General features: G+C 63.9%; 15 protein-coding genes. 10 read left to right on the top strand and 5 right to left on the bottom strand.

Going from position 1 to position 15,065, the window contains the following annotated elements:
- Positions 1-29: 29 nt before the first annotated feature.
- The 6 genes from N551_RS0104395 (at position 30) to N551_RS0104370 (ending at position 4,559) form a co-directional block, all read left to right on the top strand.
- A complete protein-coding gene (locus N551_RS0104395; protein WP_027565916.1) occupies positions 30-689 on the top strand; it encodes an acyl-homoserine-lactone synthase in 660 nt (219 codons plus the stop codon).
- A gap of 1 nt (position 690) precedes the next feature.
- Entirely contained in the window at positions 691-909 is a 219-nt protein-coding gene (locus tag N551_RS0104390; RefSeq protein WP_027514447.1) for a hypothetical protein, read from the top strand.
- A gap of 310 nt (positions 910-1,219) precedes the next feature.
- Positions 1,220-2,137 carry a branched-chain amino acid ABC transporter permease gene (locus N551_RS0104385; protein ID WP_007615745.1) on the top strand — a complete coding sequence of 306 codons (918 nt, stop codon included), beginning with the start codon at positions 1,220-1,222 and terminating at the stop codon, positions 2,135-2,137.
- Complete coding sequence (locus tag N551_RS0104380; RefSeq protein WP_027565915.1) at positions 2,134-3,078, top strand: branched-chain amino acid ABC transporter permease; 945 nt, start codon at positions 2,134-2,136, stop codon at positions 3,076-3,078. The genes N551_RS0104385 and N551_RS0104380 overlap by 4 nt, the downstream gene beginning before the upstream one ends.
- Positions 3,071-3,838, top strand: a complete 768-nt coding sequence (locus N551_RS0104375; RefSeq protein WP_027514445.1) for an ABC transporter ATP-binding protein — start codon at positions 3,071-3,073, stop codon at positions 3,836-3,838. The genes N551_RS0104380 and N551_RS0104375 overlap by 8 nt, the downstream gene beginning before the upstream one ends.
- Complete coding sequence (locus N551_RS0104370) at positions 3,831-4,559, top strand: ABC transporter ATP-binding protein (protein WP_035961051.1); 729 nt, start codon at positions 3,831-3,833, stop codon at positions 4,557-4,559. Before N551_RS0104375 ends, N551_RS0104370 begins: the two co-directional genes overlap by 8 nt.
- A gap of 176 nt (positions 4,560-4,735) precedes the next feature.
- Here N551_RS0104370 and N551_RS36775 read toward each other — a convergent pair whose 3' ends face one another.
- The 3 genes from N551_RS36775 to N551_RS0104360 form a co-directional block, all read right to left on the bottom strand.
- The gene (locus tag N551_RS36775) at positions 4,736-5,101 is read right to left on the bottom strand and encodes a hypothetical protein (RefSeq protein WP_081747788.1); all 366 of its coding nucleotides are present in this window, start codon (positions 5,099-5,101) and stop codon (positions 4,736-4,738) included.
- A gap of 292 nt (positions 5,102-5,393) precedes the next feature.
- A complete protein-coding gene (locus N551_RS0104365) occupies positions 5,394-6,830 on the bottom strand; it encodes a glutamine synthetase family protein (RefSeq protein WP_027565913.1) in 1,437 nt (478 codons plus the stop codon).
- A 149-nt stretch (positions 6,831-6,979) separates the two neighbouring features.
- Positions 6,980-8,338 carry an aromatic ring-hydroxylating dioxygenase subunit alpha gene (locus tag N551_RS0104360; protein WP_027565912.1) on the bottom strand — a complete coding sequence of 453 codons (1,359 nt, stop codon included), beginning with the start codon at positions 8,336-8,338 and terminating at the stop codon, positions 6,980-6,982.
- A 112-nt stretch (positions 8,339-8,450) separates the two neighbouring features.
- Here N551_RS0104360 and N551_RS0104355 point away from each other — a divergent pair, with 112 nt between their 5' ends.
- Entirely contained in the window at positions 8,451-9,236 is a 786-nt protein-coding gene (locus tag N551_RS0104355; RefSeq protein WP_027565911.1) for an IclR family transcriptional regulator C-terminal domain-containing protein, read from the top strand.
- A 5-nt stretch (positions 9,237-9,241) separates the two neighbouring features.
- Here the strand turns inward: N551_RS0104355 and N551_RS0104350 are convergent, their stop codons facing one another.
- Positions 9,242-9,634, bottom strand: coding sequence for a group II truncated hemoglobin (locus N551_RS0104350; protein WP_027565910.1), 393 nt, complete (start codon positions 9,632-9,634; stop codon positions 9,242-9,244).
- 12 nt (positions 9,635-9,646) lie between these two features.
- A complete protein-coding gene (locus N551_RS0104345; RefSeq protein WP_027565909.1) occupies positions 9,647-10,555 on the bottom strand; it encodes a helix-turn-helix transcriptional regulator in 909 nt (302 codons plus the stop codon).
- 152 nt (positions 10,556-10,707) lie between these two features.
- Between N551_RS0104345 and N551_RS0104340 the strand changes: the two genes are divergently transcribed.
- The 3 genes from N551_RS0104340 to boxC all read left to right on the top strand — a co-directional run bounded on the left by N551_RS0104340 (position 10,708) and on the right by boxC (position 14,973).
- Positions 10,708-12,249 (top strand): benzoate-CoA ligase family protein, encoded by a 1,542-nt coding sequence (locus tag N551_RS0104340; RefSeq protein WP_027565908.1) that lies wholly within the window; start codon positions 10,708-10,710, stop codon positions 12,247-12,249.
- Positions 12,250-12,392: 143 nt separating this feature from the next.
- Entirely contained in the window at positions 12,393-13,211 is an 819-nt protein-coding gene (locus N551_RS0104335; RefSeq protein ID WP_027565907.1) for an alpha/beta fold hydrolase, read from the top strand.
- Positions 13,212-13,284: 73 nt separating this feature from the next.
- A complete protein-coding gene (boxC, locus tag N551_RS0104330) occupies positions 13,285-14,973 on the top strand; it encodes a 2,3-epoxybenzoyl-CoA dihydrolase (protein WP_027565906.1) in 1,689 nt (562 codons plus the stop codon).
- Positions 14,974-15,065 lie beyond the last annotated feature (92 nt).

The following is a 15,065-nucleotide window of genomic DNA, read 5'->3' as shown; positions in this document are numbered from 1 at the left end:
TCCCCTTATTTCGAACAATGGGGGAATAAATGATTCATGTAATTTCTGCCGCCAACCGGCACCTCTACGAGGACGTTCTCGAGCAACATTTCAGGGTGCGTCACGAGATTTTTGTCGAGGAGCGGAAATGGGAGGCGCTGCGCAAGCCCGATGGCCGCGAGGTCGATACCTACGACAATGAGGACGCGGTCTACCTGCTGGCGCTCGAAAATCGCCGGGTGCTCGGCGGCTCCCGCCTCTATCCTACCACCAAGCCGACGATGATGAGCGAGGTCTTCCCGCATCTCGCCGCGGTGCGCGGTTGCCCCTCCAACCCGCTGGTATGGGAGTGGTCACGTTTCTTCGTTTCGCGCGAGCGCCGCGACGGCGCGTTCAATTGGCAATTGATGGCAGCGGCGCAGGAGTTCTGTCTCGATCAGGGCATCGAGCGTCTCTCTCTTGTGATGGAGACCTGGTGGCTGCCGCGCTTCCACGAGATCGGATTCATCGTCGCGCCGCTGGGATTGCCGGCGCTGGTCGAAGATTCCTGGACGATGGCGGCCACGATCGAGATCCGTCAGGAGTCGCTGGATGCCGTGTGTGACCGTATCGGGACGACAAACGTCGTCCAACAGGACGGTCCGCGTATCGATTGCATCGCCCTTGCCAACCTCTGCGGCCTCGCTGCCGCGCAACGAAAGAGCGCCTGAGATGTCGAACATGATGCGGGACAGCCAGATCATGGCGCAGATCAAGGACGAAAATCTCGGCTACATGTCCGACATGGCGCTCGAGCTCGCGCAGATGGCGGAAGACACCGGATTGGCGACGCTCGCCTATCTGTTCCGGATGGCGGCGCTGGAGGCCTCGACAGCCAATAGCGTGCTTGCCGAGCCGGATGACCTTCCCCGGCAGATGACGTCGCACTAGGCGTCTCCATCCATACGTTGCGACGAATTTCACACCCTCTCTCCGGGAACGGAGGGAGGGTGATCCGTTTGGGTGCGGCAGGTTGACCCATCCTGCGCGGCAGTCTTCTTGCAGGGCAAATTACAGGGCCAGGATCGATCGGATGCATCGGCATGCAACAAAGTGCATGTTGGGTGTCGAATCGCTCTTGCCTCGGAACGATACTGCCATTACCCATTTTCCCGCCTTGTACAGGCAGGGGGAGCTCTTTCACTGATGGCGACCGTGTTCGAACATCGGCGCGAACCTGCGTGCGCCTGAAAGAGTTTTGATGCTGCTCGTCGTCGAACAGTTCTTGAACGGTTTGCAGTTCGGCCTGCTGCTGTTCCTGCTCGCCGCCGGCCTGACGCTGGTGTTCGGGATCATGGATCTCGTCAACCTCGCGCACGGCTCGCTCTACATGATGGGCGCCTATTTCGCCGCGACCTTCGCAGCCTGGACCGGCAGCTTCCTGCTCGGTGCGCTTTTGGCGCTCGGCGCGACGCTCGTGCTCGGTATCGTGCTCGAGATGACCGCGCTGCGGCACCTCTACGGACGCGACCATCTCGACCACGTGCTCGCGACCTTCGGCCTGATCCTGTTCTTCAATGAAGCCGTGCGGCTGATCTGGGGCCCGGCCGGGCTTGCATTGCCGCTGCCGGCTTGGCTCACCGTGCCGGTGCCGATCCTGCCCGGCATTCACTATCCCGCCTATCGCCTCGCCATCATCGTCGTGGCGCTGCTGGTTGCTCTGCTGCTCTATCTCGGCGTGATGCGTACCCGCATCGGCATGCTGATCCGCGCCGGCGCCTCCAATCGCGAGATGATCGGCGCGCTCGGCATCAACATCAAGCTGCTCTACACCCTGGTGTTTGGCCTCGGTGCCGCGCTCGCTGGTCTTGCCGGGTTGATGCAGGCGCCGATCCTCACCGTGCAGATCGGCATGGGCGAGAACATCCTGATCCTTGCCTTCGTCATCATCGTGATCGGCGGTATCGGTTCGATCCGGGGCGCGTTCCTGGCCGCGATCTTCGTCGGCATGATCGACACGCTCGGCCGCGCCTTCTTGCCGAATTTGTTGCGGCAGGTGCTGAGCGGCGCTGCTGCTTCCACTGCCGCGCCCGCGCTGTCGTCCATGCTGATCTATCTGCTGATGGCGATCGTGCTGGTGGTGCGGCCGGAGGGGCTGTTTCCGGCCAACCGCCGATGAAGTCATTCACTGTGAGCAAGGCCGTCACGGCCCTGATGCTGGCGGGCCTCGTGCTGCTGCCGCTCTATTCGCAACTCTCCGGCAACATCTTCATCCTGACGCTGTTCACGCGCATCGTCATCCTGGCGCTGGCGGCCGCGAGCCTCAACCTCATCATGGGTTTTGGCGGCATGATGAGTTTTGGCCATGCCGCCTATCTCGGCATCGGCGGTTACGCGGTCGGCATGCTGGCGCAGGAAGGCGTGGGAAGCGGTTTCATCCAGTTTCCGGTCGCGCTCGCGGCCTCCGCGACTTACGCCGTCGTGATCGGCGCGCTCTCGCTTCGCACGCGTGGCGTTTACTTCATCATGATCACGCTCGCTTTCGCGCAGATGGCCTATTACGTCGCCTCGGGGCTGGCGCGTTACGGCGGCGATGACGGCCTCACCGTCTACAAGCGCAGCGACTTCTCCGGGCTGATCAACCTGTCGAACCGCACGCAGTTCTACTATCTCTGCCTCGCCTGCCTGTTCGGCGTGGTCTTCCTGATCTGGCGCATTGTCAATTCGCGCTTTGGCCTCGTCCTGCAGGGCCTGCGCTCCAACGAGCAACGCATGCAGGCGATCGGCTTTCCCTCAAAACGCTACCAGTTGGTCTGCTTCGTCATCTCCGGCATGATGTGCGGCCTTGCCGGCGCGCTGCTCGCCAACAACACCGATTTCGTCAGCCCGGCCGCGATGTACTGGACCCGTTCCGGCGACCTTATGGTGATGGTGATCCTCGGGGGCATGGGCACGCTGTTCGGTCCGGTCATCGGCGCGGTGGTATATTTGCTGCTGGAAGAGTTCTTGTCGCAGCTCACCGAATACTGGGCGCTGATCATGGGCCCGCTGCTGCTGCTGATCGTGCTGTTCGGCCGCGGCGGCATCATGGGCCTGCTCGGGAGGCTCAACCGTGGCTGAGCCGCTGCTCCGTGTCGACAAGCTGGTGCGCCGCTTCGGCGGCATCGTTGCGACGGACAACGTCTCGCTCGACGTTGCGGCAGGCGAGCTGCATGCCATCATCGGCCCGAACGGCGCTGGCAAGACCACGCTGATCAGCCAGCTCACCGGGCATCTGGAGCCGCATTCCGGCAGCGTCTCGCTGGCGGGGCGCGACATCACCTACCTGCCGGCCTATCGGCGCTGCGCGCTGGGCCTGGCACGTTCGTTCCAGATCACCTCGCTGCTGCTCGATTTCACCGCCGCCGACAATGTCGCGCTCGCGGCGCAGGCGCATGCCGGCACCTCATTCCGATTCTTCGCCGATGCACGCAAGGAGAAGGGCCTGCGCGATGCCGCGCATGCCGCGCTCGACCGCGTCGGTCTCGCCCATCGTGCCGACGTCCTGGTGTCCAGGCTCAGCCATGGCGAGCGTCGCCAGATCGAACTGGCGGTTGCGCTGGCAAGCAAGCCGAAACTTTTGCTGCTCGACGAGCCGATGGCGGGCCTCGGCGTCACCGAGTCCCAGCGCATGGTGCAACTGCTGCAGGAGCTGCGCAAAGAGGTGTCGATCGTGCTGGTCGAGCACGACATGCCGGCGGTGTTTGCGCTCGCCGACCGTATCTCGGTGCTGGTCTATGGCCGCGTCATCGCCTCCGGCGATCCGGCCGCGATCCGGGCGAACGAGGACGTCAAGCGCGCCTATCTCGGCGAGGCGCATGTGGTGACGCACCATGTCTGAAAAAGGGATGGGTGACACGCTGCTCGAGGTCGACGGCATCGAGACCTGCTACGGCCTGTCCCAGGTGCTGTTCGGCTTGTCGCTGTCTGTCAAATCAGGCGAGATGGTCTCGCTGATGGGCCGCAACGGCATGGGCAAGACCACGACCATCCGCTCCATCATGGGCCTGACGCCGGCGCGCGCAGGCAGCATCCGCTTCGCAGGCTCGGAGGTGCGGACGCAACCGTCCTACAGGATCGCGCAACTCGGTGTCGGCCTCGTCCCCGAGGGGCGGCAGATCTTCCCGAATCTTACCGTGCGCGAAAACCTGGTCGCGGCCGCCGCCGATCGTTTCGACAGCAGCAATCCCTGGACGCTGGCGGCGATCTACGTGATGTTTCCGCGCCTGGCCGAGCGCGCCTCCAACATGGGCAACCAGCTCTCCGGCGGCGAGCAGCAGATGCTCGCCATCGGCCGCGCGTTGATGACCAACCCGAAGCTCCTCATCCTGGATGAAGCGACCGAAGGTTTGGCGCCCCTGATCCGCGAAGAGATCTGGAGCTGCCTGTCGCTGCTCAAGAGCCGGGGACAATCGATCCTGGTCGTCGACAAGAACGTCGACCACCTTGCCCGCATCTGCGACCGCCACACCATCATCGAGCGCGGCAAGACGGTGTGGAGCGGCACCTCGGACGAGCTATTGGCTGAGCCGGATCTGCAGCACAAATATCTGGGGATTTGAGGCTGGGCGGTGAGGTGGGATACGCCTTGGCCGCTTCCCTTGCTGTCGTCCTGGCGAAAGCCGGGACCCATGCCGCGAGATCTATCTATTGTGGGCAGTATAAGTACCGAACGGCACTCTTCGCCACGCCTTCTTGGGGTAATGGGTCCTGGCTTTCGCCAGGACGACATTGGCAATCACCAGTAAATCCCATGACGATGCAGTTCGCGGATCACGCGCGCCTCCGTGGACGGCTGGCGATGTTTCGGCTTCGTCGTTTCTCTTGTGCTGGCAACCGGCGCGGCACTGGACTGAGTTGCGGCCGGAGTGATCGCGGATGTTGTGGCGGTCGCTGCTGGAGGCGTTGAAGTTGCGGCGGTGGTCGCCGTCTGGACATTCGTGGGCGCTGCCGCCGGAGCTTGTGGCGACGTGGCTGCTGTCGTTGCCGGCTCGGCGGTCTGCTGGCTCGCATTTGTCGCCGCAAGGCTAAGGCTCCGTGGTCCACCGGCATAGGCCTGGCTTGCCAGCAGCGACATTGCCGCGATCAGGATCAGCTTTCGCATGACACCCTCCGTTACTTGGTCAATCCGTCTTACCTAATTCGCTGGGTCTCTATCGCGACGAGCGGCCCATCCCGATTTCGATCAAGGTGGCACGGCAGGACAGGCGATAGATCAGGCTGAACAATTGACCCCACATGACCGAACTCCATCGTTGATCACGGCGCCAATCTACATCGCCGGTCTTTCCGGCGGTTTTCGCGGGCCTTGGAATATGGCTTCGTCGGGAGCGGTGAAATGTCGTCGGAACAGAGCGGACGAAGTCGCCTCACGGGGAGGTGAGGGCGCATCTGGCTCAAAACACCTCGAAGTATTCCTTGTGCTCCCAGTCGGTCACCTCGGACAGGAAGCGGTCGATCTCGGCATTCTTGATGTGGGTGTAGTAGTCGACGAACTCAGCCCCGAGCTTTTCCCGGAAGAACGGATCGTCCTTCAGTGCGCTGACCGCATCGCGCAGCGACTTCGGCAAGAGCGGCGCCTTGGTTTCGTAGGGCGTGTCGGCCGACGGGCCGGGATCAAGCTTGCGGTCGACGCCGTCGAGGCCGGAGAGAATCTGCGAGGCCATGTAGAGATAGGGATTGGCGGCGGGCTCGCCGATGCGGTTTTCCAGGCGCGTGGCGGCGTCGCCGGCAGCGCCGAGCACGCGGATCATCACGCCGCGATTGTCGCGGCCCCAGATCGCGCGGTCCGGCGCCAACGAATAGGAGCGGTAGCGCTTGTAGCCATTGATGGTCGGGGTGGTGAACACGGTCGACGCGCGGGCGTGGTCGAGCAGGCCGGCAAGCCAGGCGCGGCCGAACGCGCTGAGCGGCTCGCCGCCGTCTTTGGCCATGAACTGGTTCTCGCCGCTCGCGCGTGAGACCACCGATTGGTGCAGATGCCAGCCGCTCGCGAACAGGTTCGGCAGCTTCGGCCGGCACATGAAGGTGGCGTGATAACCGTGGCGGTGCGCGATCTGCTTCACGGCGCTCCGAAACAGCACCATGTTGTCCGCGGGCTCCAGACCCTTCTTCGGGGCGAAGGTGAATTCGCACTGGCTCGGCCCAAACTCGACCTCGACCGAGCGCAAAGGCAATCCGAGCGCAACGATGTCACGCCGCAGGATTTCCAGCACCGGCTCCATCTGGTCGAAGCGCTGCTCGGTGAGATATTGATAGCCGTGGCTGAGCAGGCTCACCGAAGGCGGCGTGCCGGGCTGGCCGGCATCTTCCGGGCGCATATGCGGATCGTCGAGCTTGAAGATGTGGAATTCGACCTCGAGCCCCGCGACGAAATCGTGGCCGCGCGTGCCGAGCTCGTCGAGCACCTTGCGATAGAGCCCGCGTGTCGCGAACGGCACGGGACGGCCGTCGTTGAAATAGAGGTCGCAGAGAACCCAGCCGGTGGTCGGCGCCCAGGGCAAAACGCGAAACGTCGTGGGATCGGCGACCATCAGCACGTCGGCCGCGCCCTCCATTTCCTTCATGCCGAAGCCGCCGCCCGACGTGAACACCGGAAACACCGTGCGGTGCGAGGTGTCCTTGGCGAGCATCGTGGTGGTGATGGAGCAGCCGCTTTCGAGCGAGGCGATCGCCTCGGCCGCGATGATGGTCTTGCCGCGCAAGATGCCGTGCTGGTCGGGGAAGGCGAGGCGGATGACCTCGAGGTTCTTCTCCTCGACGATGCGGCGCATGCGCGTCGCCGCGTCCCTCTGCTCATCCGACCACAGCGCATGACGCGCGACGAAAGTCACTTTTTCACTCCTCTATCCGTGAGAGGCGAAGCATGCGCTACATTCTCCGTCATTGCGAGCGAAGCGAAGCAATCCAGGATCCCTCCGCAGAGACAGTCTGGATTGCTTCGCTTCGCTCGCAATGACGAAGGAGGGACCTGCATTCTGCGCTACTCCGCCGCCGTCAGCCGATGCACGTTGTCCGCGATCTCCTTCGGCACCGGCGCCGTCCACGGCGCGTTGCGGCGGCGCTTGACGTCGACTTCCATCCAGTAGATCTCCCAGCCTCGTGTCGGCCCGATGCCGTCCATGGTCGCCGGGCCCTGGATCGAACGTGCGGTGGCCTCGTCGAGATGCAGCATCGGCTTCTCGCCGCCTGCGACCTTCTCGATCTCCTGCCGCAGCAGGCGGCGGTATTGCACGATGGCCTTGTCGCTCGTGCCGAGGTGCTCCCTGGTGCGGTCCTGGATCGCGCCCATCGATTCCACCGCCCACTGGTCGTGGACGTTGATGTCGGTGCCCATGCCGGTATAGGTCGCCGTCTGCTGCTCGTGCGGGTCGAAGCCGTAATCGTTGGTCCTGTTCTTGCGCGATTTGTAGTCCGGCAGCTCATAGAGCTCGAGCCGCTGGTCGCGCATCTTCTTCTTGTCCACGGCATTCGTGTAGCTGGTGAAGATCGCGTACCAGTAGCAGTTCTCGTCGTCGACCGGCACGTGCCACTGCGTGATCGTCATCTCCGTGCTCATGGGGATGACGAATCCGTGCGGGAAGAGCTGGTTGGTGACGCGCACATGGGTGCGCTCCTCGTCGATCTCGCGCAGCGCGATCAACCGGAGGCCGTATTCGGTGTGCTCGACATTGATGATCGGGCGGTCGTATTCGCGCAGGATCTTCGTCATCGGCAGGTCGGAGCCTGCCGATGCGCCGCGGAACTGCTTGCCGTAGGCGGTGGAGGTGTCCTCGTCCTCGAAGAAGCGATGCAGGTAGGAGGCGTGCGCGGGATCGATGCCGACTTCGAGCGCCTGGAGCCAGTTGCAGGCCATGTGGCCTTTGAACGCGAAGGTGTGCGTGCCGGGCGCGACGAAACAGTCGAGCTCCGGAAAGGCCGGCGGCTCACCCTCGCCGAGATAAGCCCAGAGGATGCCGCTCTTCTCCACCACGGGATAAGAGCGCTGGCGGATGTTCTGGCAGAGCTTTGAGTCCTTCGGCTCCGCCGGCGTCTCGATGCATTGCCCAGTGGCGTCGAACAGCCAGCCGTGGAAGGCGCAGCGCAGGCCGCCATGCTCGAGCCGTCCGAAGGCGAGATCGGCGCCGCGATGCGCGCAGTGCCGATCGATCAGGCCGTAACGCCCGGTCTCGTCGCGGAACAGCACCAGGCTTTCGCCGAGCAATCTGACGGGGCGGATCGGTCGCTCACCTTCCAGCTCATCCACCAGCGCCGCCGGCTGCCAGTAGCTCCGCATCAGCGTCCCGCAGGGGTCCTTTGGACCAGTGCGGGTGATCAGGTCGTTCTGCTCCTGGCTCATCATGGCGAGTGCATCCTTTGTGGAGTGGCGTTTGTTCGCCTATTGAACGAATGGGCGAATTATGACATGCCTTGATCTGGCAGCAAGCATTATTTCGCAGGAATGACCCGACACTATGCCCAAGCTGAAGCGAAGCGAGAGCGACGATCGCGCGACGGATTTCGTCGAGAGCCTCGATCGCGGGCTGCGCCTGCTGCAATGCTTCGGCACCACAGCAGGGCCGATGACGCTGAGCGATCTCGGCCGTGCCGCAGAGCTTCCACGCGCCACCGCGCGGCGCATGCTGTTCACGCTCCAGCGCGGCGGCTTCGTCAGCGGCGATGGCAAGCTGTTCTCGCTGACGCCACATGTGCTGACACTGGCCGCGTCCTATCTGCGGTCCAGCCAGCTCGTCACCGTCCTGCAACCGGTGCTCGACCGCGTCGCGACAGCGGCCAACGAAATCGCCTCGCTCGCGGTGCTCGACGGCGATGAGGTCGTATTCATAGCGCGCAGCAGTCCGGCGCGGATGTTTTCAGGTGGGCTGGACATCGGTTACCGCCTGCCGGCCTTCTGCACCTCGGTGGGCCGCGTCATGCTCGGTCAGCTCGACGATGCCGAGCTTGCAGCGCGCCTGACGGCGACGAAGCGCGAATCGCTGACGCCGCAGACGGTAACCGATCCCAAGGTGCTGCTCGCGCGCATCGTTGCCGACCGCGCGCAAGGTTACGCGCTGGTCGATCGCGAGGCCGAGCCGCATTTCCGCTCGATCTCGGTCCCCGTCCGCCGCTACGACGACGTGATCGTCGCTGCGATCAACATGGGCGCCCATGTCGACCGCGTGCCGGCGCAGGAATTGATCGGTCGCTTCCTGCCATTGTTGCGTGAGGGCGCGGAGGCGGTGCGGTCGCAACTGTTGTAGCCTGGCTACCGGTTGCGCATCCAGTCGGCGAGGCCGGACAACGCCTTGTCGAGGTCCTGCCGCGCCGCGGCGTCCACAACGGTCTCCTCGAGCGCGCCGCGCATGCAGAGCATCCACGCGTCGCGCTCGGCATCGCCGATGGCAAAGCCGATGTGGCGCTGGCGCAGCCGTGGATGGCCCTTCTCGACCGAGTAGAGTTTCGGGCCGCCGGTCCACTCAGTGAGATAGCGCTTCAGCACATCCCTGATGAGGCCGAGGTCGTCCGCATGCATTGCGCGGATGATCTTCGCCTCCGGCAGCGTATCCATCCGCTCATAGAAGCGATCGACCAGTCGGTTGATCGTGGCGCTGCCGCCGATCCGCTCGAACATCGAGATTACGACGTCGCTGTCGGTCATGGGAGTTCGGACCTACAGCGCCACGCTGCGCAGGCCGAAGCTGCGCGCTTCGTTCTGCAGCACCGGCCGCACCGCATCAACCAGGCGCGCCGCGGCGGCATCGACGGAGAGTCCCGCCGTGTCTACCACCGCCGTCGCGCGCGCATACAGCGGCTCGCGGCTCAAGAGGATGTTGCGCAGCTCTGCCATCGCGGAGCGGTCGTCGGCCATCGGGCGCAAATCGCCTTGGCGGCGGACGCGGGCCATGTGCTCCTCGGGCTCGGCCTTCAGCCAGATCGTGTAGAACGACGACAGGATCTGGTCGAAGGTCAAGGGCTCCGAGACGATGCCGCCGCCGGTCGCCAGCACCATCAGCTCGTTGCGCGCGAGCAGCTGTTGCAGCGCCGCCTGCTCCATGCGGCGAAAACCTTCCTGGCCGTAGAGCGCGATGATTTCGGCGACCGAGAGGCCGTTCTGCTGCTCGACCTCCTTGTTGAGCTCGACAAAGCTCCAGCCGACCTTCTTTGCCAGCATCCGCCCAAGCGTCGATTTGCCGGCGCCGCGCAGGCCGATCAGCGCGATGCCGCAGAACGGCGCGCGCCGCGGCGCCGAGGCGCTGCCGCCCGCGAGCAGGTCCTTGGCTTGCGCGATCTGCGCCGGTGTCGCCTTGCGCAAGAGATCGCGAAACACCTGCCAGTCCGGGGTCGGATCGGCCGAGGGAAGCAGGTCTTCCAGATGCGCGCCCATCGCGTCAGAGACGCGGCGCAGCAGCACGATGGACACATTGCCCTTGCCGCTTTCGAGCTGCGCGATGTAGCGCTCCGATATTCCTGATACCTTGGCGAGCACCTTGCGCGACATGCCGCGTAGCGCGCGCATGTTGCGCACGCGCTGGCCGAGCTGTTCGAGAAATCGGGATTCGGCGTCGGGACTGTCAGTCATGGACTACGGATCATGGGCCTGCTTGAGCGGATGTCTTCTTTTAAAGAGGTCCTGCGGCGCGTATTAATGAAACATAGTGCCTGCTGGCATTGACAGCAAGCCGATGCGGTGTCTTTCTATGAATTATAATTCTAAATTCAGGGGAGAAGTCCGTGAGCGAGGGATCCTATAACGCGGTGACCTGGCTGCTCGACCGGAACGTCGATGAGGGACGCGGCAACAAGCTCGCCTTCGACGACATCGTCTCACGGCTCACTTATGGCGAGCTCCAGCGCGAAACGCGGCGCGCCGCCAACATGCTGCGCCGGCTCGGCGTCCGCCGCGAGGAGCGCGTGGCGATGATCATGCTGGATACGGTCGACTTCCCGATCGTGTTCTTGGGCGCGATCCGCGCCGGCATCGTGCCGGTGCCGCTCAACACGCTGCTGACACCGGATCAATACGCCTACATCCTCGCAGACTGCCGCGCGCGCGTGCTGTTCGTCTCGGAAGCGCTCTATCCCGTGATCAAGGACGTCGTCGGCCGCATGCCGGATCTCGAGCATGTCGTGGTCTCCGGCGCCAAGCAGAATGGCCACAAGCAGCTTGCCGAGGAGATTGCGGACGAGAGCGACCGGTTCACCACGGCTGCGACGCATCCGGATGAACCGGCGTTCTGGCTCTACTCGTCAGGCTCGACCGGCATGCCCAAGGGCGTGCGGCACATCCATTCGAACATGCAGGCGACCGCGGACACTTATGCGAAGCAGGTGCTCGGCATCCGCGAGAACGACGTTTGTCTTTCCGCGGCAAAGCTGTTCTTCGCCTATGGTCTCGGCAATGCGTTGACCTTTCCGATGTCGGTCGGCGCCACCGTGGTACTCAACGGCGAACGGCCGACGCCGGCGCGCATGTTCGATCTGATGAACCGCTACAATCCCTCGATCTTCTACGGCGTGCCGACCCTGTTCGCGGCGATGCTCAATGACGAGGCGATGAAGAGCGAGCGCGGCGGCCGCGCCTTGCGCATCTGCACCTCGGCCGGCGAGGCGCTGCCGGAATCCGTCGGCAACAGCTGGAAAGCGCGCTTCAACGTCGACATCCTCGATGGCGTCGGCTCGACCGAGCTGTTGCACATCTTCCTGTCGAACGCGCCCGGCGACATCAAGTACGGCTCCTCCGGCAAGCCAGTGCCGGGCTACGCGGTGCGGCTCGTCAACGAGGCGGGACAGGATGTCGCCGACGGCGAGGTCGGCGAGCTCCTGGTCGATGCGCCCTCCGCCGGCGAGGGCTACTGGAACCAGCGCCACAAGAGCCGCCGCACGTTCGAGGGACCATGGACCCGCACCGGCGACAAATATGTCAGGGATGCCGAGGGCCGCTACACCTTCTGCGGCCGCGCCGACGACATGTTCAAGGTCTCCGGCATCTGGGTCTCGCCCTTCGAGGTCGAGAGCGCGCTGATTACGCATCCAGCCGTGCTGGAAGCCGCGGTCGTGCCCGAAGCCGATCCGGAAGGTCTGCTGAAGCCGAAGGCCTTTGTCGTGCTGCGCCCCGGCGCGACGACGACGGGCCTGCAGGAGATGCTCAAGGACCACGTCAAGCAGAAGATCGGCCCATGGAAATATCCGCGCTGGATCGACGTGGTGGACTCGCTGCCGAAGACGGCGACGGGCAAGATCCAGCGGTTCAAGCTGCGGGACGGGACGAATTGACAACAGGTCGTCATGGCCGGGCAAAAGTGCGAAGCGCGTCTTGAGCAAAGCGTCCCGGCCATCCACGCGCGACCGCGATTGAGGAGTGACGTGGATGCCCGGGTCAAGCCCGGGCATGACGACCGAGAAGGACGGACGAAGAAATGACTCTCACTCCCACCGGCTTCCTCAGCATCGGCAACGCCAGCCTCGAATACAAATGGCTGGCGCCGCAATCCGCCGATGCACCCACCATCGTCATGCTGCACGAAGGCCTCGGCTCCGTCGGCCTCTGGGGCGACTTCCCCGAGAAGCTGCAGCAAGCCACCTCCGCCGGCATCTTCGCCTATTCTCGCGCGGGCTATGGCCAGTCGAGCAAGGTCGCGTTGCCGCGCCCGCTCGACTACATGCAGCGCGAGGCGCTGGACGTGCTGCCGAAGATCCTCGATTCCATCGGCTTCAGGCGCGGCCTGCTGCTCGGCCATTCCGACGGAGCCTCGATCGCGACGATCTATGCAGGCGCGCATCAGGATCATCGCCTGAACGGCCTCATGCTGATCGCGCCGCATTTCATCGTCGAGGACATCTCGGTGAAGTCGATTGCGGACATCAAGACCACCTTCGAGACCACCGACCTGAAGGCAAAGCTCGCGCGCTGGCACAAGGACGTCGACAACGCCTTCTACGGCTGGAACGCCGCCTGGCTCGATCCGAAATTCCGCGACTGGGATATCTCGGAATGTCTCGCCTATATCCGCGTTCCTGTCCTGATCTTTCAAGGCGTGGACGACCAATACGGCACGCTGCGTCAGGCCGAGATCGCGCAGCAAGAATGCTATTGCCCGGTCGATTTGAAAGTCATTTCAGGCGCGGCGCATTCTCCGCATCGCGAAGCTCCGGCAGCGACGCTTGATGCGATTGAGCAATTTGCAGCAGCGGCCTTACGAGATGACATGCAACAAAATGCATGTATGGGCCGTTAAGGACTAGACGTGCGCAATAATATGCACTATTGTGCATCTAACGGTAAAACCAAGACGAACTCAAGGGTGGCCCATGGCCGGGGAAGATCGGCGCCTCGCAGGCGGCGCGACATTCATCGATTTCCAGACCGAGCCGTCCCGCTACCGGCACTGGAAGCTCGCGGTCGACGGTGACGTCGCCACCCTGACCATGGACGTCGATGAGAACGGCGGCCTGTTCGAGGGCTATCTGCTCAAGCTCAATTCCTACGATCTCGGCGTCGACATCGAACTTGCCGACGCGGTCCAGCGCCTGCGCTTCGAGCACCCCGAGGTGAAGGCCGTGGTGATGCGCTCGGCCAAGAACCGCGTGTTCTGCGCCGGCGCCAACATCCGCATGCTCGCGGGCTCGACGCATGCCCACAAGGTCAATTTCTGCAAGTTCACCAACGAGACCCGCAACGGCATGGAAGACTCGTCGGAGAATTCCGGCCAGCGCTTCATCACCGTCGTGAACGGCTCGGCCGCCGGCGGCGGCTATGAGCTCGCGCTCGCCACCGACTACATCATGCTCGCCGATGACGGCGCGTCCGCCGTCGCCTTGCCCGAAGTGCCGCTGCTCGCCGTGCTGCCGGGCACCGGCGGCCTCACGCGTGTGGTCGACAAGCGCAAGGTGCGCCGCGATCACGCCGATTTCTTCTGCACCATCGAAGAAGGCGTGAAGGGCAAGCGCGCCGTGCAATGGCGCCTGGTCGACGAGATCGCGCCGAACAGCAAGCTCGAAGGCAAGGTTGCCGAGCGCGCGAGGGAATTCGCCGACAGCTCGAAGCGCAAGGGCAGCGGCAAGGGCATCGCGCTGACGCCGCTCAAGCGCATCATCGATGAGACCAGCATCCGCTATGGCTTTGTCAGCGTCGATATCGACCGCGCGGCACGCATCGCCACGATCTCGATCAAGGCGCCTGAAGCCGCGCCGCCCGCTGACATCGACGGCATGATGGCGCAGGGTGTCGCGTTCTGGCCGCTCCAGGTCGCGCGCGAACTCGATGACGCCATCCTGCATCTGCGCATCAACGAGCTCGAGATCGCCATGCTGGTGTTCAAGAGCCATGGCGACCGCGCCCATGTGCTCGCCTGCGACGCCTTCCTCGAAGCCAACAAGGCGCACTGGCTGGTCAACGAAATCAGGCATTACTGGAAGCGCGTCTTGAAGCGCATCGACGTCACCTCGCGCACGCTGGTGACGCTGGTCGAGCCCGGCTCCTGCTTCGCCGGCACGCTCGCCGAACTCGTCTTCGCCGCCGACCGCTCCTACATGCTGATCGGCACGCGCCAGGGCGACAACCGCCCGCCGCCGTCGATCGAACTGTCAGCGCTGAATTTTGGCCCTTATCCGATGAGCCATGGCCTGACGCGGCTTCAGTCGCGCTTCCAGGCCGATCCAGCCGATGTGGAACGCGCGGAAGCCACGATGGGCACCGCGTTGGACGCCGAGCAGGCCGAAGAGCTCGGTCTCGTCACCTTCGCGCTCGACGACATCGACTGGGACGACGAGGTTCGTGTGTTTCTGGAGGAACGCGCCAGCTTCTCGCCCGACAGCCTCACCGGCATGGAAGCCAACCTGCGCTTCGTCGGCCCCGAGACGATGGAATCGAAAATCTTCTCGCGCCTCACCGCGTGGCAGAATTGGATCTTCCAGCGCCCCAACGCGGTCGGCGAGGAAGGCGCGCTGCGCCGCTACGGCAGCGGGCAGAAGCCGAAATTCGATATGACGCGGGTGTGACGACATTTGCTGCGTCGTGGCCGGGCAAAAGCGCGAAGCGCGTCTTCGTACAGATGTTCCGGCCATCCACGTCCTTGGCTGAGCAAGCAAGA

This window comes from Bradyrhizobium sp. URHA0013, assembly GCF_000518345.1.
In the GTDB taxonomy this organism is placed as follows: domain Bacteria; phylum Pseudomonadota; class Alphaproteobacteria; order Rhizobiales; family Xanthobacteraceae; genus Bradyrhizobium.
This window is presented reverse-complemented; position numbering and strand designations above follow the sequence as displayed.